Here is a 24,551-nt window from a genome sequence, read left to right on the forward strand (position 1 = left end):
CTCAGGCCGCGTCGAGCTCGTCGAGCGCGTCCAGCACCGCGGGCAGGCCATGCGCGAGGTCGGCGACTACGACGACGGCGGTCGTCTCGCGCAGTTCCTCGACCGTGTACACGCCGGTCGCGACGGCGATGAAGGGCATGCCCGCCGCCCGCGCCGCCTCGTCGTCGCGCGGGGTGTCGCCGATGATGACGAGCCGCTCGCCGGGGATGCCCGCGCGGGCCGCGAGCGTGATCTCGCTGCGCACCCGGGCGCTGCCGCCGAAGTACGACCGGCTCCAGTCGAAGAGCGCGGGGTCGAGCCCCGCGCCCTCGAGCTTCACGCGCGTGCGCGTCGCCGAGTTGCCCGTGAGCAGCGCGTTCATGAAGCCGCGCTCGGCCATCGCGGCGAGGGCCTCGGGCACGCCCGGGGCGATGACGCGCCGCTCGCCGGCCTCGTGCCGGGCGACCGAGAGCGCGTCGAGCCGGGCGAGCGCCTCGGGCTGCCGCTCGGCCGGGTAGTCGAAGGCGTCGAGGATCTCGAACAGGATCTGCCCGTCGGTCTTGCCGTGCGCGCGGGGGAGCGGCGGGCTCAGCTCGCGGCCGACCGCCTCCTCGACGGCGAGGTGGTAGAGCGCGCCGCCGCCGGCGGCGGCGTTGAACAGCAGCGTGCCGTCGACGTCCCAGAGGATGGTGGTGGGGGTCGGGGCGGGGAGCGGCGGGGTCACCCGTCCAGCCTGGCAGAGGCGGTGCGCGCCGCCCGACCGAGGTGCGCGCGCAGCGCGGCGAGCAGGTCGCGGGAGTCGGCGGCGATGCCGTGCAGGATCGAGGAGTCGAGCCGGCTCTGCCAGGGCAGGCCGATCCAGTAGAGCCCGGGCACGGGCGAGACGCCCTCCTGCTGGATCGGCGCGCCGTGCTCGGTGAGCGCCCCGTCGATGTGCACGAAGGGGTAGTGCGTGCGGAACCCCGTCGCCCAGAGCACGGCGTCGACCTCGAGCTCGGTGCCGTCGGCGAGGACGAGCGCCGTGGGCCGGGCATCCACCACCCTGCTGGTGCGCAGGGCGAGACGGCCGGCGCGCGCCGCCCGCTTCGCCTCCGTGCCGAGGATGCCGTCGCCGCGGGAGTGGATGTAATGGCTGATGCGGCTCTCGGCGGGCGAGCCGAGGATGCCGAGGAGCTTGAGCGGCCAGTAGACCGAGATGCCGAGGATGCGCTCGGGGATGAACCACGGCGGCGCGGGGGCGACCATCGTGACCTCGCGCGTGGCGGCGAGCTCGACGGCGAGCTGCGCGGCCGAGTTGCCGCCGCCGACGACGGCGGTGCGGCCGAGGGGCAGGTCCTCGGGCGCGCGGTAGGCGCTCGAGTGCAACTGGGCGATCGCGTCGTCGAGCTTCGCCCCGACGCGCGGCACCCGCGGGTACTGGAACGGGCCGGTCGCGATGACGACCGCCCGGGCGCGCACCGCGCCGCGGGAGGTCTCGGCGACGAAGCCGTTGCCCTCGCGGCGCACGGCGCTCACGCGCGCCCCGGTGACGACCGGCAGCTCGTGCGCGACCGCGTACTGCTCGAGGTAGTCGGCGACCTCGTCCTTGCTCGGGTAGTAGGCCGTCGACGCGGGCAGCGCGCGGCCCGGCAGCGCGGCGAACCGGCGCGGCGTGAAGAGCACGAGGCTGCGCCAGCGGTCGCGCCAGACGTCGCCGACGCGCGCGCGATCGTCGACGATCACGACGGGGATCCCCGCCTCGCGCAGCCGGAACCCCATGCCGAGCCCCGCCTGCCCGCCACCGACGACGAGCACCTCCACGCTCTCGGGCAGGGCGGGGTGGGGGCTCTCGTCGCTCATGCGCCCATCTTCGCCGCTGCGGTAGCGCATCCGCTGGACGCCGCCGCCGCGCCGCGCGCCCCGGTGTCGACAACTCAGGAGTGCCGCTCCCGTTCGTCGCCGATCGTGGGTGCGCGGCACTCCACGAGCCCGCGTCTCCTGAGTTGTCGACGGGGGCCGCCGGAGCGCACCGTGCGCGGTGGGAGGATGGAGCGTGCCCAGCGCCCTGCCCCTCGCCGATCCGGCCCCCGACGACGGGATGCTCCCGCCGAGCGCGGCGGAGGGCGCGGGGTCGCGCGACCTCGGCATCTACCTGCACGTGCCCTTCTGCCGCGTGCGCTGCGGGTACTGCGACTTCAACACCTACACCGCGGAGGAGGTGCGGGGCGTCTCGCGGTCGGACTTCGCCGACCAGGCCATCGCCGAGCTCGACCTCGCGCTCTCCGTGCTCGAGCGCGGCGGCCTGCCCCCGCGGCCGGTCAGCACGGTGTTCTTCGGCGGCGGCACCCCGACGCTGCTGCCGCCGAGCGACCTCGTGCGCATGCTCGACGCCGTCGAGCAGCGCTTCGGTCTCGCCCCGGGCGCCGAGATCTCGACCGAGGCGAACCCCGACTCGATCGATGCGGCCGGGCTCGAGCAGCTCGCGGCCGCGGGCTTCACCCGCCTGAGCCTCGGCATGCAGTCGGCGGTGCCGCACGTGCTCGCCGTGCTCGAGCGCACGCACGACCCGGCGAACGTGGCGCGGCGGGTGGCCGAGGCGCGCTCCGCGGGTCTCGGCGTGAGCCTCGACCTCATCTACGGCACGCCGGGGGAGTCGGCGGAGGACTGGAGCCGCAGCCTCGACGCGGCCCTCGCCGAGCATCCCGATCATCTCAGCGCCTACGCCCTCATCGTCGAGCCCGGCACGAAGCTCGCCCGGCAGATCGCGCACGGCCAGGTGCCGCCCGTCGACGACGACCTGCACGCGACGTTCTACGAGATGCTCGACGCGCGCATGGCCGAGGCCGGCTACGACTGGTACGAGGTGAGCAACTTCGCCCGCACGCCGGCGCAGCGCTCGCGGCACAACCGCGCCTACTGGACGGGTCAGGACTGGTGGGGCGTCGGGCCCGGCGCGCACAGCCACATCGGCGGCACGCGGTTCTGGAACGTCAAGCACCCCGCCGCCTACGCGCAGCGGCTCGCCGCGGGCTCGTCGCCCGCCGCGGGGCGCGAGGAGCTCGATGCCGAGACCCGTCGGGTCGAGCGCGTGATGCTCGAGACGCGCCTGGCCGAGGGGCTGCCGCTCGACTCGCTGAGCCCGGCCGGGCGCACGCGGGTCGCCGGCCTCATCGCCGACGAGCTCGTCGACGCCGTCGCGGCCTTCCGCGGCCGCGTCGTGCTGACGCGCCGGGGCCGTCTGCTCGCCGACGCCGTGGTGCGGCGGCTGCTGCCCGACGACTGACCGGCGGCGGACGGGCCCCGGTCGATCGCGCTAGCGGGTGAAGGGGATGGCGAGCGGGTAGCGGTAGAACTCGCCGCGGGAGGCGGCGATGGCGGCGATGATGCCGAAGACGAGGCTGAGGATGCCCGCCGCGAGGATCAGCAGGAACCCGACGCCGATCCAGCTCGTGATGAAGCCGACCACGTAGACGATGAGCATCGTGAGCTGGAAGTTGAGCGCCTGACCCGTGTGGTGCCGCACGAAGGGGCCGCGCTCGCGCAGCACCAGGTAGGCGACGAGCGGCACGATGAGGAAGACGACGATGCCGCCGACGTGGGTGAGGATCGACCAGAGCTTCTCGTCCTCGGGCCGCATCGTGACGGGGCTGCTCGAGTACGGGTTCGCGGGGGGCTGATCGGTCATGCGACCAGTATGGCGGGCGGGTCGCCGACGACGAAGGGCCCGACCGCGGACGGTCGGGCCCCTCTGCCGGTGCGGCGCGCTACTTGATGAGGCGCAGCGCGAACGGGTAGCGGTAGGCGTGGCCGTCCTTCGCCTTGAGGAAGGCGACGATCGAGAGGATCAGGCCCGCGATGTACGCGGCCCAGGCGACCAGGTAGAAGAGGAAGCCGATGACGACCACGAGCAGGATCGTGCCGATGATGTAGGCGACGATCTGGATGCCCAGCAGCGTGATCTGGAAGTTCAGCGCCTCCTTCGCCTCGGCCCGCGTGAACGAGCCGCGGTCCTTGAAGACGAGGTAGATGATGAGCGAGGGCAGGATGCCGAGGATGCCGCCGAGGTGGGCGAAGGACGCCCACTGGCGGTCCTCCGCCTCGCTGAGCGGTGCGGCGGCGGATGCGGGCGGGGGCGTGGTGGTCATGGATCGGTGCCTTTCGACGCGGCGGTTCGGAGGGTGGTCCCCGGGGGTGGGGCGATCGCATGCGGGGCCCCGCGCGAGCGGCGCCGGACGCCCGAGGGCACCCGCACATGCACAAACTAGCGCCGCCGCACCGCGCGGGCAACGATCGGGGCCCCGCCGACCGCGGTAGAATTGGCAGTCAGACTTCACGAGTGCCAGTCAGAGGGGGTGGGTGATGGTCTCCGAGCGTGCCATGCACGTGCTCCGGGCGATCGTGCAGGACTACGTCTCCTCGCGCGAGCCCGTCGGCTCCAAGGCGATCGTCGAGCGCCACAGCTTCGGCGTGAGCGCGGCCACGATCCGCAACGACATGGCCCAGCTGGAGGAGGAGGAGCTCATCGCGGCACCGCACACCTCCTCGGGCCGCATCCCCACCGACAAGGGGTACCGCCTCTTCGTCGACCAGCTGCAGGATCTCCGTCCGCTCACGAGCGCGCAGCGCGGCGCGATCGAGGCCTTCCTCGATCAGTCGGTCGACCTCGACGACGTCTTCGGCCGCACCGTGCGCCTGCTCAGCCACCTCACCAATCAGGTCGCTCTCGTGCAGTACCCGACGCTCGGCAATGCCCGCGTGCGCCACGTCGAGCTCATCCCGATGTCGGCCACGCGCGTCATGACGGTGTTCATCACCGACGGCGGCCGCGTCGACCAGCGCATCATCGAGCTGCCCGCCGAGACCGACGAGGTCTTCATCGGCGAGCTGCGCGCGAAGATCAACGCCGCGCTCGACGGCACCGAGCTCGCCCAGGTCACCGAGGTCGCCGCCGCCCTCCCGGCCCAGTTCGCCGCCGAGCGCCGCGCCTCCGTCGCCGTCATCGCCGATTCGCTCGTCGGGCACGTGGATGCGCATCGCAGCGACCGCCTCGTCATCGCGGGGGCGGCGAACCTCGTGCGCACCGAGGGCGACTTCGCGGGCAGCGTCTACCCCGTGCTCGAGGCGATCGAGGAGCAGGTCACCCTGCTGAAGCTGTTCCGCGAGATGGAGCTCGACCAGTTCGGCGTCTCCGCCCGCATCGGGCGCGAGAACGACGAGGTGCTGCGCGAGACCGCGGTCGTCACGAGCGCGTACAGAGTCGGTGCAGACCGATCGGCCAAACTCGGGGTGCTGGGCCCCACCCGGATGGATTACTCGAACAACATGGCAGCCGTTCGCGCCGTCGCGCGCTACGTCTCACGGCTGCTCGGTGAGGATTAGGCACGTGGCAGACCATTACGACGTTCTCGGCATCGCCCGCGATGCGAGTGCGGACGACATCAAGAAGGCGTACCGCCGGCTCGCGCGCGAGCTGCACCCCGACGTGAACCCCTCGGGCGACGCGGCGGAGCGGTTCAAGCTCGTGACGCACGCCTACGACGTGCTGAGCGACCCGCAGCAGCGCCAGCAGTACGACCTCGGCGGCTCGGGCGGCTTCGGCGGCGCGGGCGGCGGCAACTTCGGCGGCTTCGGCGACATCTTCGAGACCTTCTTCGGCGCCGGGCAGTCGCAGCGCGGCCCGCGGTCGCGCCGCGAGCGCGGGCAGGACGCCCTGCTGCGCGTCGAGGTCGAGCTCGAGGAGACCGTCTTCGGCACGACCCGCCAGCTCGAGGTCGACACCGCGGTGCTGTGCGAGACCTGCAACGGCTCGTGCTGCTCGCCCGGCACCGAGCCGGCCACCTGCGACATCTGCCGCGGCTCCGGCCAGATCCAGCGCACCGTGCGCAGCCTGCTCGGCAACGTCATGACCTCGAGCCCCTGCGGCACCTGCCGCGGCTACGGCACGGTCATCCCGAGCCCCTGCCCCACCTGCGCGGGCCAGGGTCGGGTGCGCGCTCGGCGCGCCATCCCGGTCGAGATCCCCGCGGGGGTCGACACGGGCCTGCGCATCCAGATGCCCGGGCAGGGCGAGGTCGGCCCCGCCGGCGGCCCGAACGGCGACCTGTTCCTCGAGATCAAGGTCAAGACGCACGACACCTTCAGCCGCTCGGGCGACGACCTGCTCGCGACGCTCGAGGTGCAGATGACCGACGCCATCCTCGGCACGACGGCGACGCTCGCCTCGCTCGACGGCGACGTCAGCGTCGAGATCAAGCCGGGCACGCAGAGCGCCGAGATCCTCACCGTCAAGGAGCGCGGCATCACGCGCCTGCGCGGCAGCGGGCGCGGCGACCTGAAGATCGGCGTGCAGGTGGTGACCCCGGTGCGGCTGAACTCGAAGGAGACCAAGCTCGTGCAGGACTTCGCGAACAGCCGCCGCCCGGTCGCCCCGCAGTTCTCGACCTTCCAGCAGGGCCTGTTCTCGAAGCTGCGCGACCGCTTCCTCAACCTCTAGGCCCGCGTGGCGCACTTCTACCTCGACGAGTCGCTCATCGCGCCGGCGACGGTCGGCGAGACGGTGGCGCTGCGGGGGCAGGATGCCCGGCACGCCGTGACGGTGGCCCGACTCCGCACGGGCGAGCGCGTGGCGCTCGGTGACGGTGCCGGTCTCGTCGTCGAGGGCGAGGTCGTGCGGTCGGATCCCGCCGAGGTGCTGCTGCGCGCCGAGTCGATCGTGCGCGAGCCCGTGCCGAGCCCCCGGCTCGTGCTCGTGCAGGCGCTCGCCAAGGGCGATCGCGACGAGCTCGCCGTGCAGGCCGCGACCGAGCTCGGCGTCGACGGCGTGCAGCCCTGGCAGGCGGCGCGCAGCGTCTCCCGCTGGGAGGGCGCGAAGGCCGAGAAGGGCCGCGCGCGCTGGCAGACGATCGTGCGCGAGGCGAGCAAGCAGGCCGTGCGCGCTCATGTGCCGCCGGTCGCCCCGGTGGTCGGCACGGCCGCGCTCGCGCGCCGGCTCGGCGAGCCCGGCGAGCCGGGCGCCTCGACTCTCGCGCTCGTGCTCGACCCGCTCGGCGATGCCGCGCTCGCCGCGCTCGACCGCTCGGCGCTCATCGGCGAGGGCGCCGACGACGTCACCGAGATCCTGCTCGTCGTCGGCCCCGAGGGCGGCATCGCTCCCGAAGAGCTCGCCGCGCTCGAGGCCGCGGGCGCCCGTCGTGTGCGGCTCGGCGCCACCGTTCTGCGCACCTCGACGGCCGGCCCCGCCGCGATCGCCGTGCTCTCCGCGGCGCTCGGGCGCTGGTAGCGCGGTGACCGACCGGGTCGATCTCGCGGCGCAGCTGCTGCGCCCCGACGCGCCCGTGCCGCCGACCCTGCGCGCCCTCGCCGCCCGCCTCGCGCCCGAGGCGCGGCTCGTCCCCGTCTGGCGCAACGGGCTCGGCGGTCTCGTCGTGCGCCTCGATCCGCATCGCGCCCGGGCCTCGCTGTTCCTCAAGTGGAGCCCGCCCGGCCGCGAGGTCGCCCTCGCCGACGAGCGCGCCCGCCTCGACTGGGCCGGGCGGTACCACGCGGTGCCCCGGGTGCTCGATGCGGGCGAGACCGCCGACGGCGCGGGCGGCGTCGCCGAATGGATGCTCACCGCGGGCCTGCCCGGAGACTCCGCGGTGAGCGACCGCTGGCGCGCCGAGCCCCGCACGGCGGTGCGCGCGATCGGCACCGGGCTCCGCCGCCTGCACGAGGCGCTGCCCGCGGCCGAGTGCCCGTTCGCCGGGCCCCGGCTCGACGGGGAGCCCGCGGTCGAGCATCCCGTGGTCGCCCACGGCGACGCCTGCGCGCCGAACACGCTGATCGACGCCGAGGGCGCGTTCCTCGCCCACGTCGATCTCGGGGCGCTCGGGGTGGCCGACCGCTGGTCGGATCTCGCGATCGCCTCGATGTCGCTCGGCTGGAACTTCGGGCCCGGGTGGGAGGACGAGTTCTTCGACGCCTACGGCATCGAGCGCGACGAGCGGCTCATCGCGCGGTGGCGCGAGCGCTGGAACGCTGACAGCGAACCGGCAGGAGGCGGCGGGAGCACCGTCGGCGGCTCGCTCTAGACTCGTGAGCATGAGCACCGACCCGTCGCCGAGCATCTTCAGCCGCATCGTCGCGCGCGAGATCCCGGCCGAGATCGTGCACGAGACCGAGCGGCTGATCGCCTTCCGCGACATCGCGCCGCAGGCCCCCGTGCACCTGCTCGTCGTGCCCAAGACCGAGCAGTACCGCGACGTCGTCGAGCTCGCCGCGGGCGACCCGGCCCTGCTCGCCGAGCTCGTCGCCACCGCGCGCAGCCTCGCCGAGGCGCACGCCGACGGGCAGTTCCGCCTCGTCTTCAACACCGGCGAGAGCGCCGGCCAGACCGTGTTCCACGTGCACGCGCACGTGCTCGCGGGGGGAGTGCACGAGGGTTCGCTTGCCGGGTGACGATGCCATGACCCCCGCCCCGCCCGGCTCCCGCGCCGAGCTCGAGGTCGACGGCGTCGCCATGGTGCAGCTGCTCGGCCCGCAGGATCGCCTGCTGCGCACGCTCGAGCAGCAGCACCCCGACCTCGCCGTGCACGTGCGCGGCAACCTCATCACCCTCGAGGGCGAGCCCTCGCAGGTACAAGCGGCCACCACGCTGGTCGAGGAGCTCATCACCATGGTTCGCAACGGACACGACCTCGGGCCCACCGAGGTGACCAGCTCGGCGAGGATCATCGCCGAGGGCGCCGGCAGCCCGGCGGAGGTGCTGAGCCAGTCGATCCTCACGAGCCGCGGCAAGAGCATCCGCCCGAAGACGCTCGGTCAGAAGTCGTACGTCGACGCCATCGACCTCAACACGATCGTCTTCGGCATCGGCCCGGCGGGCACCGGCAAGACCTACCTCGCGATGGCGAAGGCCGTGCAGGCGCTGCAGCGCAAGGAGGTCGACCGCATCATCCTCACGCGCCCGGCCGTCGAGGCGGGCGAGCGGCTCGGGTTCCTGCCCGGCACGCTCAGCGACAAGATCGACCCGTACCTGCGGCCGCTCTACGACGCGCTCAACGAGATGATGGATCCCGAGCTCGTGCCGAAGCTCCTCACCACGGGCGTCGTCGAGGTCGCACCGCTCGCCTACATGCGCGGGCGCACGCTCAACAACTCCTTCATCGTGCTCGACGAGGCGCAGAACACCACGCCCGAGCAGATGAAGATGTTCCTCACCCGGCTCGGCTTCGGCTCGAAGATGGTCGTCACCGGCGACATCACGCAGGTCGACCTGCCGGTGGGCGCGAGCGGGCTGCAGCTCGTCACCCGCGTGCTCGACCGGATGGACGAGATCCACTTCGCGCGCCTCACGAGCGACGACGTCGTGCGGCACTCGCTCGTCAGCCGCATCGTCGACGCCTACACGAAGTACGACGCCGAGAAGCAGGCGCAGCAGCACGCGCGCGACGCCGGCGGCTCGGGCGAGGGCGAGAACCGCGCCGCGCGCCGTGCCGGGGCGAGCCGCGACCGCCAGCCCCAGCGCCGCGACCCCCGACCGAGAGGCTGGTAGACCATGGCCGTCGAGATCAACAACGAGTCGGGCATCCCGGTCGACGAGGCCGCCCTGCAGCGCCTCGCGTTCCACGCCTTCGAGTACCTCAACGTGCACCAGGACGCCGAGCTGGCGATCGTGCTCGTCGACGAGGGCGCGATGGAGCAGCTGCACCTGCAGTGGATGGACGAGCCCGGCCCCACCGACGTGCTGAGCTTCCCCATGGACGAGCTGCGCCCCGGCAGCGACGAGGAGCCCACCCCGCCGGGCCTGCTCGGCGACATCGTGCTGTGCCCCCAGGTGGCGATCGGCCAGGCCGAGACCGCCGGGCACTCGACGCAGGACGAGCTGCTGCTGCTCACCACCCACGGTCTGCTGCACCTGCTCGGCTTCGACCACGCGGAGCCGGAGGAGGAGAAGGAGATGTTCGGCATCCAGCGCGACGTGCTCGTCGGCTTCACCCTCGCCGAGCGCCGCCGAGCGCGATGATCACCGCCGTCTTCTTCATCGTCGCCGCACTGCTCGTCGCCTTCGGCGGGCTCATGGCGGCCATCGACGCCGCCCTCGGCTCGGTCAGCCGCACCGACATGGTCGACCTCGCGGCGCAGAAGAAGAACCCGCGCACGCTGCTCGCGGTCTCGAACGAGGTCGGCGCGCACGTGAACGCCGTCAACTTCCTGCGCATCGTCGCCGAGACGATCGCGGCCGTGCTCGTGACGCTCGCCTTCGCGCGCCTCATCGACGAGTGGTGGTGGGCGCTCGTCGTCAGCGCGCTCATCATGATCGCCGTCTCCTTCATCCTCGTCGGGTCGAGCCCGCGCAGCGTCGGCCGCACGCATCCGCGGCCCCTCCTGCGGCTCACCGGCGGGCTCATCCGCGGCGTGCGCCTCGCCATCGGCCCGCTCGCCGACGCGCTCGTCGCCATCGGCAACCGGGTGACCCCCGGCCGTCCGCGCAGCGCCACCTTCTCGAGCGAGGAGCAGCTGCTGAGCATGGTCGACGAGGCCACCGATCTCGAGGTGCTCGAGAAGGAGGACCGCGAGCTCATCCACTCGATCTTCGAGTTCAACGACACGATCGTGCGCGAGGTCATGCTGCCCCGCACCGACATGGTCACCCTCGAGCGCGACGCGACCGTCTCCGACGCGATGGGCCTCTTCCTCGCCCGCGGCGTCTCGCGCATCCCCGTCATCGGCGACGACACCGACGACGTTCTCGGCGTCGTCTACCTGCGCGACGCCTCGCGCATGGCGTTCGAGACGCCCGAGGCCTGCGCCACGACGCTCGTCGAGAGCGTCGCGAAGCCCGCGCTGTTCGTGCCCGAGTCGAAGAAGGCCGACGACGCGCTGCGGCAGCTGCAGCTCGAGTCGAACCACCTCGCCCTCGTCGTCGACGAGTACGGCGGCATCGCCGGCCTCGTGACGATGGAGGACCTCATCGAGGAGCTCGTCGGCGAGATCAGCGACGAGTACGACCGCGAGACCGCGGCCAGCGAGCAGCTGGCCGAGAACCTCTTCCGCGTCAGCGCGCGCATGCCCGTCGACGAGCTCGGCGACCTCTTCGGCATCGAGCTCGACGACGACGACGTCGACACCGTCGGCGGGCTGCTCACCAAGCACCTGGGGCGCCTTCCCGTGGCCGGCTCGACGACCGCGGTCGACGGCCTGCAGCTCACCGCCGAGCGCACCGAGGGACGGCGCAAGCGCGTCGTCACCGTGCTCGTCGAGGCCGACGAGGCGCTGCTGGATGCTCGGCGCGCGTTCGCCGGGGACGACACGACCCTCGTGGAGGAGCAGGCATGAGCGCAGCATCCGGAACCCCCGATCGCGGCCTCGGCGACCCCGCGGCGCCGGAGCACCGCGCCGGCTTCGTCACCTTCGTCGGCCGCCCCAACGTCGGCAAGTCGACGCTCACCAACGCCCTCGTCGGCGAGAAGGTCGCGATCACCTCGTCGAAGCCGCAGACGACCCGCCGCGCCATCCGCGGCATCGTGCACCGCCCGCAGGGCCAGCTCATCGTCGTCGACACTCCCGGCATGCACCGCCCGCGCACGCTGCTGGGGGAGCGCCTCAACTCGGTCGTGCAGACGACGCTCGGCGACGTCGACGTCATCGGTTTCTGCGTGCCCGCCACCGAGACGATCGGCCCGGGCGACAAGTACATCAACGAGCAGCTCGAGTCGTTCCCGCGCACGCGCAAGGTCGCGATCGTCACGAAGACCGACACCGCCGGCCCGACGCGGGTCGCCGAGCAGCTGCTCGCCGTCTCGCGCCTGCGCGACTGGGACGAGATCATCCCGCTCTCCGCCGTCACCGGCGACCAGGTCGAGCTGCTGGCCTCTCAGCTGCTCACGCTCATGCCGCTCTCGCCGCCGCTCTACGGCGACGAGGCCCGCACCGACGAGACCGAGGACGACCGCATCTCCGAGCTCATCCGCGAGGCCGCGCTCGAGGGCGTCAGCGACGAGCTGCCGCACTCGCTCGCCGTCACCGTCGACGAGATCGACGAGCGCGACGACGGCCTGCTGCAGATCTTCGCCAACGTCTGGGTCGAGCGCGACAGCCAGAAGGGCATCATCATCGGCCACCGCGGTGCCCGACTCGGCGAGGTTGGCGCGCGCGCCCGCGCCGAGATCGAGGCGCTGCTCGGCCGCCGCGTTTTCCTCAAGCTGCACGTCAAGGTCGCCAAGGAGTGGCAGCGCGACCCGAAGCAGCTGGGGCGGCTCGGGTTCTAGACGCGGCCGGATCTCGGCCGGCGCCGCGCATCCCGGGGCGCACGTCGCTCGCGCTGCGCCGCCCCGGCGTCGCCTGTCCGGCGTCGCCCCGGCGCCGCCCGTCCGGCGCCGCCTGTTCGTTCGTTCGGACGCGCGGTCGTGGAACGCGGCGGGTCGCGCCTGCCGTGCGGCGTGTCACGGCCCGAGCCCGCACGACGATGCGCCTTCGGTCGCCGGGCTCGACTCCTCTCCCGGCCGGATGTCCGCCGGGCGCGGAGCGTCGGAGCGCCGCGCCGATGGCGGTCATCCGTGCCCGGCGTGTCGGACTGATGACCGCGCTGCATGGACACCGACGCTCGGCTCGCGCGGTCCGCGACGCCGACGGGATGGACGGGGGCGGTACTACCGTCGCGGCAGCAGCCCGTGGTCGTGCGCGTAGAGCACGACCTGCACGCGGTCGCGCAGGGCCAGCTTCGCCAGGATGCGCCCGACGTGCGACTTCACCGTCGCCTCGCTGACGAACTCGCGGGCGGCGATCTCGGCGTTGCTCAGGCCCGCGGCGACGGCGGCGAAGATCTCGCGCTCGCGCGGACTGAGTCCGTCGAGCGCTCCGGCATCGGCGGCGCGGCAGGCGGGGGCGGGATGCCCGGCTCGAGCATCCACGTGGGCCAGCAGGTCGCCGATCGCCCCCGGCGCGACAACCGCGTGCCCGCCGTGCACGGCCCGGATCGCGGCGAGCAGGAACTCGGGCTCGGCGTCCTTGAGCAGGAACCCGCTGGCCCCCGCGCGGATCGCGCGCAGCGCGGCGTCGTCGAGGTCGAAGGTCGTCAGCACGATCACGCGCGGCGGGGTGCGGCCGGCCTCGGCGGCATCGCGCAGGATGCCCGCCGTGCCCGCGATGCCGTCGGTGCCGGGCATCCGGATGTCCATGAGCACGACGTCCGGCGCGGTCTCCGCCGCCGTCACCGCGGCCGCGCCGTCGCCGGCCTCGCCGACCACGTGCAGGTCGGGTTGCGAGTCGACGAGCATCGCCATGCCGCGGCGGAACAGCTGCTGATCGTCGACGAGCAGCACGCCGATCCCGTGCGGGCTCATCGGGCGATCGCCCGTCCGAGGAAGAAGGGCAGCGCGGTCGCGAGATCGCCGCGGCGGCGCGGCACGATCATCACGATGATGCGCACGGCGGTCGGGGCCGGCGCGGGGGAGTCGGCAGGGGAGCGCGGCGCGGGGGTGTGGGACGCGGTGGCGGTCATGAGCGCGCCCCGCTCTCGAGCTCCAATGTGGGCGTCGTATCGCGCGGATCCGGTCGCTGAGCCTGCCCGGCCGGGTCGTCACCGGGAGACGGGGGCACGTCGAGCGTCGACTCGGCCCCCGCCGGCTCCAGGGGTAGGCGAGCCCGCACGCGGACGACGTCGCCGTGGTGGATGCTCAGCTCGCCCCCGGCGAGGGCGGCGCGCTCGCGCATCCCGTCGATGCCGTGACCCGAGGCCGGGTCGCCCGCCCGGATGGCGTCGACGCGCGCCGGGTTCGTCACCACGAGGTCGAGAGCGGTCGCGCCCCACTCGAGCTCGAGCACCGCCGTGCCGTCGCCGTGGCGCAGGGCGTTCGTCAGGGCCTCCTGCGTGATGCGGTAGAGCGCGAGCTGCCGCGCCCCGGTGAGCCGGCCCCGGTCGCCGAACTCGCGGGTCTCGAGCGCGAGTCCGGAGTCGCGCATCGCGGCGAGCAGCCCGTCGAGGTCGGCGAGGCCGGGCTGAGGTCCGGCCTCCTGGGTGTGGCGCAGCTCGGTGAGCAGCACGCGCACGTCGGCGAGCGCGTCACGGGCCGAACGGGCGATCGTCTCGAAGGCCTCGGCGGCCTGCGCGTCGCGGCTCGCCGTCGCGTAGCGCGCGCCGTCGGCCTGAGCGATGACGACCGTGAGCGAGTGGGCGACGATGTCGTGCACGTCGCGGGCGACCCGCGAGCGCTCGGCCTCGAGGTCGGCGCGGGTGAGCGCGGCGTCGCGCTCGGTGCTCACCGTCTCGACGACCTCGGTGAGGGCGCGTCGCCGGTTCGCGGCGATGACGAGCTCGCCGCCGACGACGGCGGCTGCCGGTGCGACGAGGGCGATGAGGCTCAGCGGGCCTAGCCCGTACCCCGTCACGAAGATGCCGCCGCCCACGTAGACGACCGTGAGGATGCCGCCGATGATGCGCCCGGTCCAGCGCGTGCGCTTCTCGCCGTAGGCGACGGCACCGAAGATCGAGAGGTACACCGGGAGCCAGATCGCCCCGTTCGGCGTTCCGCCGCCGTAGCCCACCACCATGAGCAGCGGCATCGGGGTGAGGGCGGCAATGAGCGCCGGCAGCGGCGCGATCCTGTGCAGCGCGATGCCCGCCCCCAGCGGCAGCAGCACGAGGCCGACGGCCGGGGAACCGGTGAACGATACGGCGTAGTACGCCACCGTGAGCGAGAAGAGCGCGCCGAGGGAGATCTCCGTGACGAGCAGCCGTTGCTCGGCGCGCTCACTGAGCCGGGCGAGGAGTCGATCGAACATGGTCGTCACGCTAAGCCCCGAGCCGCTCCGAACGGGCGGGACTCGAGCGGATGTCATCCTCAGGGATGAGGGGGTTCATCCCTGCGGCGGCCCGCGCCGCGCATCCCGGACCGCCGTTCGCGACCCGCCGAGACCCGGGTGTACCCTGAAACCGTGTTCGGTCAGCTTCTTCTTCGCTGCCGCGACGAGGTCTAGCCCTTAGCCTCCCTCGTCGCGGAGTTCGTCGTCGGCTGAAATCCCAGACCCGCGAACCGCCAGGAGCACCTCATGCAGAACCGCCAGCAGCCCTCCGGACTGCCCATCCACAAGTACGCGCCGTACCAGTCGGTGCTGCCCGTCGACCTGCCCGACCGCACGTGGCCGACGAAGACCATCACGCAGGCCCCGCGCTGGTGCGCCGTCGACCTGCGCGACGGCAACCAGGCCCTCATCGACCCGATGAGCCCCGAGCGCAAGCGCATCATGTTCGACCTGCTCGTGCGCATGGGGTTCAAGGAGATCGAGGTGGGGTTCCCCTCGGCGTCGCAGACCGACTTCGACTTCGTGCGCAGCCTCATCGAGGACGACCTCATCCCCGACGACGTCACCATCCAGGTGCTGACGCAGTCGCGCGAGTCGCTCATCGCCCGCACCTACGAGTCGATCAAGGGCGCCAAGCGCGCCATCGTGCACTTCTACAACTCGACGAGCGCGCTGCAGCGCGAGGTCGTGTTCCGCACCGACGTCGCCGGCGTCAAGGAGATCGCGCTGCAGGGCGCGCGCTGGTGCAAGCAGTACGAGGCGACCGTGCCCGGTACCGAGATCTTCTACGAGTACAGCCCCGAGAGCTACACCGGCACCGAGCTCGAGACCGCGCTCGAGATCTGCAACGCCGTGCTCGACGAGCTGCAGCCGACGCCCGAGCGCCAGGTCATCATCAACCTGCCCGCGACCGTCGAGATGGCGACGCCCAACGTCTACGCCGACTCCATCGAGTGGATGCACCGCCGCCTGGCGCACCGCGAGAACGTGCTGCTGAGCCTGCACCCGCACAACGACCGCGGCACCGCCGTCGCCGCCGCCGAGCTCGGCTACCTCGCCGGAGCCGACCGCATCGAGGGCTGCCTCTTCGGCAACGGCGAGCGCACCGGCAACGTCGACCTCGTCGCGCTCGGCATCAACCTGATGACGCAGGGAATCGACCCGCAGCTCGACTTCAGCGACCTCGACGAGATCAAGCGCACCGCCGAGTACTGCAACCAGCTCAAGGTGCACGAGCGCAGCCCCTGGGCCGGCGACCTCGTCTACACGGCCTTCAGCGGATCGCATCAGGACGCCATCAAGAAGGGCTTCGAGGCGATGGATGCCCGTGCCGCGGCCGAGGGCGTCGGCGTCGACGACCTCGTGTGGGCGGTGCCGTACCTGCCCGTCGACCCCAAGGATCTCGGCCGCTCGTACGAGGCCGTCATCCGCGTCAACTCGCAGTCGGGCAAGGGCGGCGTGGCCTACCTGCTCAAGACCGACCACAAGCTCGACCTGCCGCGCAAGCTGCAGATCGAGTTCAGCGGCGTCGTGCAGGCGAAGACCGACGCCGAGGGCGGCGAGGTCACCTCGGAGCAGATCTGGGAGATCTTCCAGGACGAGTACCTGCCCGCCGCCTCCGCCGACGAGAAGTGGGGCCGCTTCGAGCTGCTCTCGACCCGCACCGCGTCGGACATGACGGGGGAGGTGCGCCTCGACGCGACGCTGCGCGACGGCGAGTCGATCGACGGCGTCACGGCGACCGGCAACGGGCCCATCGCCGCCTTCCTCTCGATCATGCAGGAGGAGGGCATCAGCATCCGCCTCTTCGACTACGTCGAGCACGCCCTCAGCGCCGGCGGGGATGCCCTCGCGGCGTCGTACGTCGAGCTCGAGGTCGACGGCCGCACCCTCTGGGGCGTGGGCATCGACGCGGACATCTCGACGGCCTCGCTCAAGGCCGTCGTCTCGGCGGTCAACCGGGCGATCCGGCTCGAGGCGCCCGACCGCGAGCTCGTCGAGGCGTAGGCCGCACGGGCGCGGGCGCTCGCTCGCGCGTGGGGTCGCTCGCGGCTGCGGAGCTCACCCCTGTGTCGACAACTCAGGAACCTCCGCCGCGGTCTGCCCGCTGACCCGCGCAGGCCCGGGTGCGCCGTCGCGCGCTCAGCAGGATTCTCCTGAGTTGTCGACGTGGGAGGCCGGGCCGAGGGCTCGCAGGAGCATCCGAGCGTCGCGCCGGCGGCGGAGCCGGATGATTGCGACATGCGGCGCCGTCGTTTCCAGCGCCGCGATCAGCGGCGCGTACTTCCGCCGCGTCGCGACGGACCACCGGATCACGCCCTCGGGGTTCAGCAGTGCGTGCCGGAGGCCGGGCTCCACGTTCCCGTTCCACAGCTCCGTGCGGCGCCGGCGCCGCTGGGCCGTCCGTCGCACGACGCGAGCGAGCACGAGCGGGAAGGGCAGGTCGAGCCAGACGAGCACGGTGGCCCGAGCGACGACGAGGTCGCGGGCGCGCCGGTACTGCCACTCGGTGATCCAGCGGTCTTCGGCGACGAAGGCTCTGGCGTCGTCGAGGAACTCCGGTCTCGACGTCCACCCGGCGCCCCAGTGCAGGGCGTCGATCTCGACGTGGGGGATCCCCGTGCGCGCGCTGATCTCTCGCGCGAGCGTCGACTTGCCCGCACCGGACGCGCCGGCGATGACGACGCGCGCGTCTCCGGCCCGCATCGTGACGAGCGCCCGCTCGGGAAGGCGCAGTGGCGGAGGCACGCCCCAGAATGTAGGCGAGAACCCGCTGCCTGTCGACAACTCAGGAACTTCGTCAAGCGGCAGCGGCCCGACAGGCGCGGGTTCGGGCTTCGACCGGCGTGACTTGCGTGGATCTCCTGAGTTGTTGACACGGGCGCCGGATGACCCGGCTCGCGCAGGCCCGCGCGGGCGGAAGCTCAGCGTCGGGCGCGGCTCGCACCCGGGATGGGGGAGCGGCGGCGGCCGCGCACCGGCTCGGGCGCGGGCCGCACGATGCGGATCGCTCCCGTGCGGGCGCGCTCGACGAGGCCCGGGCTCTCGTCCGGCTCGTCGACCGGCGGCGCCGCGGTCGTCGGCAGCAGGTGGATGACCCCGGTCGCGGTCGAGACGGTGCGGCGGCGCGCGAGGCGCGGTCGGGGGATGCGCGGCAGGCGCTCGATGCGCCGCTGCTCCGGCAGCGACCAGCCGAAGAGCACCGAGAGGATGCGCACGCCGAAGGTCACGGCGACGCAGATGCCCGCCGCGAGGAACACGGGCACTTCGAGCGCGAGCAGCACGGTGAGCACGGTCGTGCCCCCCGCGGCCGCGAGCGCGTAGAGCGAGCCCACGTGCATGAGGGCGATGGGCATGGTGAGGAGCAGGTCGCGCAGGATCGATCCGCCCACCGCCGCGAGAACCCCCACGAAGACGGCGGCCACCGGGGGCAGCCCGAGGGCGAGCGCCTTCGTGGTGCCGATCGCGCCGAAGAGCCCGAGCGTCAGGGCGTCGAGCGCGGTGATGAGCAGGCCCAATCGGGAGAAGAGGCGTTCGAGGAGCATCCCGAGCAGGGCGGCGGCCGTGGCGACGGTGAGGTACCAGTTGCTGGCGAGCGGGGCGAGCGGCTGGTCGAGGAGGATGTCGCGCAGCAGACCACCGCCGAAGCCGGTCGCGATGCCGATGAGGGCGACGCCGAGGAGGTCGAGCCGCCGGTCGCGGAACTGCGCCGCGAAGAGCGCGCCCTGGAGCGCTCCGATGCCCACGGCGAGCAGGTCGGCCCAGAGCGGGATCACGAAGAGGGCGGTCACCTCGTCAGTCTGCCAGTGCGCTGAGCCAGTTCGTGTGCCCGTGACCCGAACTGGTACGATCGGTTCGTGTCGGAGTGACTTTAACCCGGCGTGAACGCGAGCGAGTACGACGGGAGGGCGCGATGAGCACCAGTGCAGCATCCATCGATCTCGCCGTGTCGACCGTCATCTTCGCCCTGCGCACCGACGAGCGCGGCGCCTCGAGCGTGTGGCTGCCCCTCGTGCGCCGCATCCGCGAGCCGCACCTCGACTGCTGGGCGCTGCCCGGCGGCCCGGTCGACGCGCTCGAGAGCCTCGAGTCGTCCGCCCGCCGCAACCTGCTCGAGACGACGCAGCTCGAGCCCGCGTACCTCGAGCAGCTCTACGCCTTCGGCGACGTCGACCGCTCGCCCGACCGCCGCGTCGTGTCGATCGTCTACTGGGCGCTCGTGCGCGCCGAGGAGGCCGAGCGGGTGACCGCGGGCGAGAACGTGCGCTGGTTCGCGGCGGATGCCCTGCCCGAGCTCGCGTTCGACCACAACCTCATCGTCGACTACGCCCTGTGGCGACTGCGCACGAAGATGGAGTACTCGCGCATCGCGCAGGCGTTCCTCGGCGACCAGTTCACGCTCGCCGAGCTGCGCGGCGTGTACGAGGCCGTGCTGCAGAAGCCGCTCGACCCGGCGAACTTCCGTCGTCAGGTCGAGTCCTCCGGCGACGTCGTCGCGACCGACGAGGTCGTCACCGGCGGCCGCCACCGCCCTCCCCGCCTGTATCGATACGTCGGCGACGTCCAGCTCGTCGACGCCGGCCCGCTCACCCCGAGGATCCCCGCATGACGCTCGACACGACCATCCGCGCCATCACGAACGGCACGGCCCCCGGCGACACGTGCACCCCCGACCTCGCGAAGGGGCCGTGGGAGTTCGATGCGATGCCCGGCTACGGCCCCGGCTCGTCGATGTTCGACGTCATCCCGACGGGCTCGCCCCGGCAGGGCGGCCTGCCCCGCGAGTACCAGGATGCTCCCGCCGAGGAGCTGCGCGAGCGCATCCTCACCGCCAAGCGGACGCTCGGCGACCGCCTCGTCGTGCTCGGGCACTTCTACCAGCGCGACGAGGTCGTGGAGCACGCCGACTTCCTCGGCGACTCCTTCCAGCTCGCGAACGCGGCCCTGACGAAGCCCGATGCCGAGTACATCGTCTTCTGCGGCGTTCACTTCATGGCCGAGACGGCCGACATCCTCGCCCGGCCCGAGCAGAAGGTCATCCTGCCGAACCTCGCCGCCGGCTGCTCGATGGCCGACATGGCCGACATCGACTCGGTCATGGCCGCGTGGGAGGAGCTCGAGGCCGTCTACGGCACCGAGCCCGACGCCGAGGGCCGCGTGCCGATCATCCCCGTCACCTACATGAACTCCTCGGCGGCGCTCAAAGCCTTCTGCGGCGAGCGCGGCGGCATCGTCTGCACCTCCTCGAACGCGAAGACCGTGCTCGAGTGGGCCTTCGAGCGCGGGCAGCGGGTGCTGTTCTTCCCCGACCAGCACCTCGGCCGCAACACCGCGAAGGCGATGGGCGTGCCCACCGACCTCATGCCGATGTGGAACCCGCGCAAGGCGCTCGGCGGCTCCAGCACCCAAGAGCTCATGGACGCGAAGGTCGTGCTCTGGCACGGCTTCTGCAGCGTGCACAAGCGGTTCACCGTGGGGCAGATCGAGCAGGCCCGCGCGGAGCATCCCGATGTGCGCGTCATCGTGCACCCGGAGTGCCCGATGGCCGTCGTCGACGCCGCCGACGAGGCGGGCTCGACCGACTACATCCGCCGCGCCGTGGCCGGTGCGACGGAGCCGACGACCTTCGCGATCGGCACCGAGATCAACATGGTCAACCGGCTCGCCGCCGAGTTCCCGCAGCACACGATCTTCTGCCTCGACCCCGTAATCTGCCCCTGCTCGACGATGTACCGCATCCACCCCGGCTACCTCGCCTGGGTGCTGGAGGAGCTCGTCGCCGGCCGCGTCGTCAACAGCATCGAGGTGGACGAGCGCGTGCAGTCCGGCGCCCGCGTCGCCCTCGAGCGCATGCTCGCCGCGAAGCCGCGCGACTGAGGCCCGCCGTGCGCGTCGTCATCATCGGCAGCGGCCTCGCGGGGCAGCTCGCCGCGCTGCGCCTGGCCGACGGGCCGGGCCTCTCCGCGTCGACAACTCAGGAGATCGTGCTCGTCACGGGCGGGCGCCTGCCCTCGGGCTCGAGTCTCTGGGCGCAGGGCGGGATCGCCGCGGCGACGGGCGCCGACGATGCTCCTGAGTCTCACACCGCCGACACGATCGCGGCCGGCGCCGGACTCACCGACCCCGCCGTCGCCGCCGCGCTCTGCGCCGACGGCCCGGCCGCGGTCGCGGAGCTGATCGCCCGCGGCGTCGTCTTCGACCGGGACGCCGACGGCGAGCTCTCCCGTGGTCTCGAGGCCGCGCACTCCCGCCGGCGCGTGCTGCACGCCGGCGGCGATGCGACCGGCTCGGTCATCGTCACGGCCCTCAGCGCCCGCATCCGCGAGAGCCGCGTCGAGGTGCGCGAGCGCACCCTCGTCACGCGCATCCTCACCGAGGGCGGACGCGCGACCGGCGTCGAGCTCGACGGGCCCGAGGGCCGCAGCACGCTCACGGCCGATGCCGTCGTGCTCGCCACCGGGGGAGCGGGGGCCCTCTACCCCCACACCACCAACCCCGAGACCTCGATCGGCTCGGGCATCGTGCTCGCCTACGCCGCCGGGGCCGCCGTCGCCGACCTTGAGTTCGTGCAGTTCCACCCGACGGTGCTCGCCGGCGGCGGGCTCGTCTCCGAGGCCGTCCGCGGCGAGGGCGCCGTACTGCGCGACGAGAGCGGCCGCCGCTTCATGCTCGACGTGGATGCCCGTGCCGAGCTCGCTCCGCGCGACATCGTCGCCCGCGCCATCGCCGCCACCATGGCCGCGCAGGGCGGCAGGCCCGTGCAGCTCGACGCCACCGGCCTCGGAGGCGCGAGCGCCCTCGCCGCCCGCTTCCCCACGATCGACCGGCTCGTGCGCCGGCTCGGCATCGACTGGGCGACCGAGCTCGTGCCGGTGACGCCCGCCGCGCACTACGCGATGGGCGGCGTGCTCGCCGACCTCGACGGGCGCACCACCGTGGCCGGCCTCTTCGCGATCGGCGAGACGGCGGCGACCGGCGTGCACGGCGCGAACCGGCTCGCCTCGAACTCGCTGCTCGAGGCGGCGGTCTCGGCGATGCGGTGCGCGGCGCTGCTGCAGCAGGAGCCCACGGTGTGGGGCGCGCCTCTACCGGTCCCGGCGGCGGCGGAGCCCGCTGCCGCGGTCGGGGCGACGCTCGCGAGCGATCCGGGGCGGGTCGTGCCGTCGGCGACCCCGTTCGGGGCCGCCTTGCCGACCCCGTCGGCGACACGGTCGGCGGCCGCGTCGACTGCCCCGTCGCCGACTCCGTCGACAACTCAGGAGATCCCGATCCGGCTCCTCGCCGCGCCCGGTCGCGACGACCTCCTCACCCACGGCAGCGACCCCCTCTCCGGGGAGGAGATCCGACAGCTCGCCTGGCAGCACCTCGGGCTCGTCCGCGACGGCGTCTCGCTCGCCTCACTGCGCTCCCGGCTCGCGGGATCCCGGCCCGCCGACGCCCTCGCGACCACGCTCCTCCCGCTCGCCCGGCTCGTCACCGAGGCCGCTCTCGCCCGCGTCGAGTCGCGCGGGGCGCACTTCCGCTCCGACGCCCCGGCGACCGATCCGGCAGCAGCGGTGCGCTCCGCCTGGATGCGCGCGATGGCAGCGTCTCCTGAGTTGTCGACGACGGGCGTGCCCGCCGCCGCATCCCCGGCAGCCGCCGACGCGACCGCCGCCGCCGCGACCGCCGCCGCCGACGACATTCCCGCCCCCACGACCCCCGCAGGAGCCCTCGCATGACCGCAGCCCCCGCCCCGATCGGCCCCCGCCCCGGCGACGCCGACCCGCCCCTCGCCGCGGTCGAGCAGATCGTCGCCCTGGCCCTCGCCGAGGACGCCCCCTGGGGCGACCTGTCGAGCGAGGCCTCGACCCCGGCGTCGGCGACCGCGACCGCGCGGCTCGTCAGCCGCGTCGACGGGGTGCTCGCGGGCGGGCTCGCGCTCGCCACCGCGTTCCGACGGGCCGACCCCCGCATCGAGGTGCGCCTGCTGCTCGCCGACGGCGCGCCGCTCGCCCCCGGAGCCGACGTCGCCGTCGTCGAGGGCCCGGCCCGGGGCATCCTCACCGGCGAGCGCGTCGCGCTCAACCTCGCCCAGCGCCTCTCCGGCGTGGCGACGCTCACGCGCGCGTACGTCGACGCCGTCGCGGGCACGGGGGCCCGCATCGTCGACACCCGCAAGACGACCCCCGGCCTGCGCGTGCTCGAGAAGGCGGCGGTGCGGGCGGGCGGCGCGCACAACCACCGGCACTCGCTCTCGGACGCGGTCATGCTGAAGGACAACCACCTCGCCGTGCTCGCGGCCGAGGGGCTCGGCGTGGCCGAGGCGATCCGCGCGGTGCGCAGCCGCATCCCGCACACCACGACGCTCGAGGTCGAGGTCGACCGCCTGGACCAGCTCGACGCGGTGCTCGAGGGCGGCGCCGACATCATCCTGCTCGACAACTTCGCGCCCTCCGACATCCTCACCGCGGTCGCGCAGATCGACGGCCGGGCCCTCATCGAGGCCAGCGGGGGAGTGACCCTCGGCACCGTGCGCGCGATCGCCGAGACCGGCGTCGACATCATCTCGGTCGGCGCGCTCACCCACTCCGCCCCGGCGCTCGACCTCGGGCTCGACATCGCCGTGCGATGACCGACCGCCTCATCGACCTCGACCAGTCGGCCACGACGGCGGTGCGCCGCTCCGTGCTCGAGGCGATGTGGCCGCACCTGACCGGCGGCTACGGCAACCCCTCGAGCACGCACGCGCTCGGTCGCGCGGCCGCGTCGGCGCTGCAGGATGCCCGCGCCCGCGTCGCCGCCGCCTGCGGGGTGCGCCCGGCGCAGGTGGTCTTCACCAGCGGCGGCACGGAGGCCGACAACCTCGCCGTCATCGGCCTGACCCTCGGAAGCGTCCGAGCCGGCCGTGACCGCCACATCATCGTGGGGGCCGTCGAGCACGAGGCCGTGCTCGAGGCCGCCGACCATCTGCGCCGCTGGCACGACGTCGAGGTGACCCTCGCGCCCGTCGACAACTCAGGAGTCGTCGACGTCGCGGCCGTCCGCGCCGCGCTTCGGCCGGGCACCGCGCTGGTCAGCGTGCAGCACGCGAACAACGAGGTCGGCACCCTGCAGCCCCTGCGGCTGCTGGGCGCGGCGGCGCACGAGGTCGGGGCGCTGCTGCATGTCGACGCCGTGCAGACGGCGGGGTGGGTCTCGCTCGACCCGGTGAAGACTCCTGAGTTGTCGACGGCCGACGCGATCAGCATCAGCGGGCACAAGCTCGGCGCGCCGAAGGGCGTCGGTGCGCTCATCCTGCGCACCGCCGCGCCGCTCGAGCCGCTCGTGCACGGCGGCGGGCAGGAGCGCGACCGGCGCTCGGGCACGGAGAACGTCGCCGGCGCCGTCGGGCTCGCGACCGCGCTCGAGCTCGCCGAGGCCGAGCGCGACGGGGCCGCCGTGGACGCGGTCGCCGCACGCCGCGACCGCTTCATCGCGCACGTGCTCGAGGCCGTGCCCGAGGCCCGGCTCACCGGGCATCCCGAGAACCGCCTGCCCGGCCACGCCTCGTTCGTCGTCGAGGGGCTGGGCGGCGAGCCGCTGCTCATCGCGCTCGACGACCGCGGCATCATCTGCTCCAGCGGCTCGGCCTGCGCGGCCGGCCGCGACGACCCCTCGCCGGTGCTGCTGGCGATGGGGTTCGAGCCCGACCTCGCTCGCACGGCCCTGCGCTTCAGCTTCGGCACGGCGACGACCGAGGAGGAGCTCGACGCCGCGGTCGCCGCGCTGCGCGACTCGGCGGCCGGGCTGCGCGCCCTGCGCTGAGCACCGCGCGCGCCCGAGCCGCCTGC

General features: G+C 73.3%; 24 protein-coding genes and 1 pseudogene. 16 read left to right on the plus strand and 9 right to left on the minus strand.

Features of this window, described 5'->3' with window-relative positions:
- Position 1: 1 nt before the first annotated feature.
- Both HGB54_RS05785 and HGB54_RS05790 read right to left on the minus strand, forming a co-directional pair.
- Positions 2-703: an HAD family hydrolase gene (locus tag HGB54_RS05785; protein WP_168915602.1), complete on the minus strand. Its 702-nt coding sequence runs from the start codon at positions 701-703 to the stop codon at positions 2-4.
- On the minus strand, positions 700-1,818 hold the full coding sequence (locus tag HGB54_RS05790; RefSeq protein WP_168915603.1) for a flavin-containing monooxygenase: 1,119 nt from the start codon (positions 1,816-1,818) through the stop codon (positions 700-702). The genes HGB54_RS05785 and HGB54_RS05790 overlap by 4 nt, the downstream gene beginning before the upstream one ends.
- A gap of 193 nt (positions 1,819-2,011) precedes the next feature.
- On the opposite strand from HGB54_RS05790, the gene hemW reads away from it, so the two are divergent.
- Positions 2,012-3,241 carry a radical SAM family heme chaperone HemW gene (hemW, locus tag HGB54_RS05795; protein WP_168915604.1) on the plus strand — a complete coding sequence of 410 codons (1,230 nt, stop codon included), beginning with the start codon at positions 2,012-2,014 and terminating at the stop codon, positions 3,239-3,241.
- Between the two features lie 30 nt (positions 3,242-3,271).
- Here the strand turns inward: hemW and HGB54_RS05800 are convergent, their stop codons facing one another.
- A complete protein-coding gene (locus HGB54_RS05800) occupies positions 3,272-3,643 on the minus strand; it encodes a DUF4870 domain-containing protein (RefSeq protein WP_228545978.1) in 372 nt (123 codons plus the stop codon).
- A gap of 79 nt (positions 3,644-3,722) precedes the next feature.
- On the minus strand, positions 3,723-4,103 hold the full coding sequence (locus HGB54_RS05805) for a DUF4870 domain-containing protein (protein WP_168915605.1): 381 nt from the start codon (positions 4,101-4,103) through the stop codon (positions 3,723-3,725).
- Between the two features lie 214 nt (positions 4,104-4,317).
- Here HGB54_RS05805 and hrcA point away from each other — a divergent pair, with 214 nt between their 5' ends.
- From hrcA to era, 9 genes are read left to right on the plus strand one after another with little or no spacing between them, the layout of a single operon-like run.
- Complete coding sequence (hrcA, locus tag HGB54_RS05810; protein ID WP_168915606.1) at positions 4,318-5,337, plus strand: heat-inducible transcriptional repressor HrcA; 1,020 nt, start codon at positions 4,318-4,320, stop codon at positions 5,335-5,337.
- Between the two features lie 4 nt (positions 5,338-5,341).
- Complete coding sequence (dnaJ, locus tag HGB54_RS05815) at positions 5,342-6,451, plus strand: molecular chaperone DnaJ (protein WP_168915607.1); 1,110 nt, start codon at positions 5,342-5,344, stop codon at positions 6,449-6,451.
- 6 nt (positions 6,452-6,457) lie between these two features.
- Positions 6,458-7,237 carry a 16S rRNA (uracil(1498)-N(3))-methyltransferase gene (locus HGB54_RS05820; protein WP_168915608.1) on the plus strand — a complete coding sequence of 260 codons (780 nt, stop codon included), beginning with the start codon at positions 6,458-6,460 and terminating at the stop codon, positions 7,235-7,237.
- A 4-nt stretch (positions 7,238-7,241) separates the two neighbouring features.
- Complete coding sequence (locus tag HGB54_RS05825) at positions 7,242-8,027, plus strand: phosphotransferase (RefSeq protein WP_228545979.1); 786 nt, start codon at positions 7,242-7,244, stop codon at positions 8,025-8,027.
- 10 nt (positions 8,028-8,037) lie between these two features.
- Positions 8,038-8,394: a histidine triad nucleotide-binding protein gene (locus HGB54_RS05830; RefSeq protein ID WP_168915609.1), complete on the plus strand. Its 357-nt coding sequence runs from the start codon at positions 8,038-8,040 to the stop codon at positions 8,392-8,394.
- A gap of 7 nt (positions 8,395-8,401) precedes the next feature.
- Entirely contained in the window at positions 8,402-9,490 is a 1,089-nt protein-coding gene (locus HGB54_RS05835) for a PhoH family protein (RefSeq protein ID WP_168915610.1), read from the plus strand.
- Between the two features lie 3 nt (positions 9,491-9,493).
- Entirely contained in the window at positions 9,494-9,961 is a 468-nt protein-coding gene (ybeY, locus tag HGB54_RS05840) for an rRNA maturation RNase YbeY (RefSeq protein WP_168915611.1), read from the plus strand.
- A complete protein-coding gene (locus HGB54_RS05845; protein WP_168915612.1) occupies positions 9,958-11,274 on the plus strand; it encodes a hemolysin family protein in 1,317 nt (438 codons plus the stop codon). Before ybeY ends, HGB54_RS05845 begins: the two co-directional genes overlap by 4 nt.
- Entirely contained in the window at positions 11,271-12,206 is a 936-nt protein-coding gene (gene era, locus HGB54_RS05850) for a GTPase Era (protein ID WP_168915613.1), read from the plus strand. Before HGB54_RS05845 ends, era begins: the two co-directional genes overlap by 4 nt.
- A gap of 381 nt (positions 12,207-12,587) precedes the next feature.
- On the opposite strand, the gene HGB54_RS05855 is transcribed toward era, so the two are convergent.
- Genes HGB54_RS05855 through HGB54_RS05865 form a run of 3 tightly spaced genes read right to left on the minus strand, consistent with a single transcriptional unit; the run spans position 12,588 to position 14,718 of the window.
- Positions 12,588-13,280 carry a response regulator gene (locus HGB54_RS05855; RefSeq protein ID WP_168915614.1) on the minus strand — a complete coding sequence of 231 codons (693 nt, stop codon included), beginning with the start codon at positions 13,278-13,280 and terminating at the stop codon, positions 12,588-12,590.
- Complete coding sequence (locus tag HGB54_RS05860; protein ID WP_168915615.1) at positions 13,277-13,438, minus strand: hypothetical protein; 162 nt, start codon at positions 13,436-13,438, stop codon at positions 13,277-13,279. The genes HGB54_RS05855 and HGB54_RS05860 overlap by 4 nt, the downstream gene beginning before the upstream one ends.
- Positions 13,435-14,718 (minus strand): sensor histidine kinase, encoded by a 1,284-nt coding sequence (locus tag HGB54_RS05865; protein ID WP_168915616.1) that lies wholly within the window; start codon positions 14,716-14,718, stop codon positions 13,435-13,437. The genes HGB54_RS05860 and HGB54_RS05865 overlap by 4 nt, the downstream gene beginning before the upstream one ends.
- Positions 14,719-14,985: 267 nt before the next feature.
- Between HGB54_RS05865 and leuA the strand changes: the two genes are divergently transcribed.
- Entirely contained in the window at positions 14,986-16,746 is a 1,761-nt protein-coding gene (gene leuA, locus HGB54_RS05870; protein ID WP_168915617.1) for a 2-isopropylmalate synthase, read from the plus strand.
- A gap of 135 nt (positions 16,747-16,881) precedes the next feature.
- Here leuA and HGB54_RS05875 read toward each other — a convergent pair whose 3' ends face one another.
- A complete protein-coding gene (locus HGB54_RS05875; RefSeq protein ID WP_228545980.1) occupies positions 16,882-17,487 on the minus strand; it encodes a P-loop NTPase family protein in 606 nt (201 codons plus the stop codon).
- A gap of 389 nt (positions 17,488-17,876) precedes the next feature.
- A pseudogene (locus HGB54_RS05880) lies at positions 17,877-18,530 on the minus strand (trimeric intracellular cation channel family protein); the annotation flags it as partial.
- A gap of 122 nt (positions 18,531-18,652) precedes the next feature.
- On the opposite strand from HGB54_RS05880, the gene HGB54_RS05885 reads away from it, so the two are divergent.
- The 5 genes from HGB54_RS05885 to HGB54_RS05910 are packed head-to-tail and all read left to right on the plus strand — an operon-like array spanning position 18,653 to position 24,525.
- Entirely contained in the window at positions 18,653-19,348 is a 696-nt protein-coding gene (locus tag HGB54_RS05885; protein WP_168915618.1) for an NUDIX hydrolase, read from the plus strand.
- Positions 19,345-20,616 (plus strand): quinolinate synthase NadA, encoded by a 1,272-nt coding sequence (gene nadA / locus HGB54_RS05890; protein WP_168915619.1) that lies wholly within the window; start codon positions 19,345-19,347, stop codon positions 20,614-20,616. The genes HGB54_RS05885 and nadA overlap by 4 nt, the downstream gene beginning before the upstream one ends.
- An 8-nt stretch (positions 20,617-20,624) precedes the next feature.
- Positions 20,625-22,460, plus strand: a complete 1,836-nt coding sequence (locus HGB54_RS12620) for an L-aspartate oxidase (RefSeq protein ID WP_228545981.1) — start codon at positions 20,625-20,627, stop codon at positions 22,458-22,460.
- Positions 22,457-23,353, plus strand: a complete 897-nt coding sequence (gene nadC, locus HGB54_RS05905) for a carboxylating nicotinate-nucleotide diphosphorylase (RefSeq protein ID WP_168915620.1) — start codon at positions 22,457-22,459, stop codon at positions 23,351-23,353. Before HGB54_RS12620 ends, nadC begins: the two co-directional genes overlap by 4 nt.
- A complete protein-coding gene (locus HGB54_RS05910) occupies positions 23,350-24,525 on the plus strand; it encodes a cysteine desulfurase family protein (protein WP_168915621.1) in 1,176 nt (391 codons plus the stop codon). Before nadC ends, HGB54_RS05910 begins: the two co-directional genes overlap by 4 nt.
- Positions 24,526-24,551 lie beyond the last annotated feature (26 nt).

The organism is Microcella flavibacter, from assembly GCF_012530535.1.
Lineage (GTDB): Bacteria > Actinomycetota > Actinomycetes > Actinomycetales > Microbacteriaceae > Microcella > Microcella flavibacter.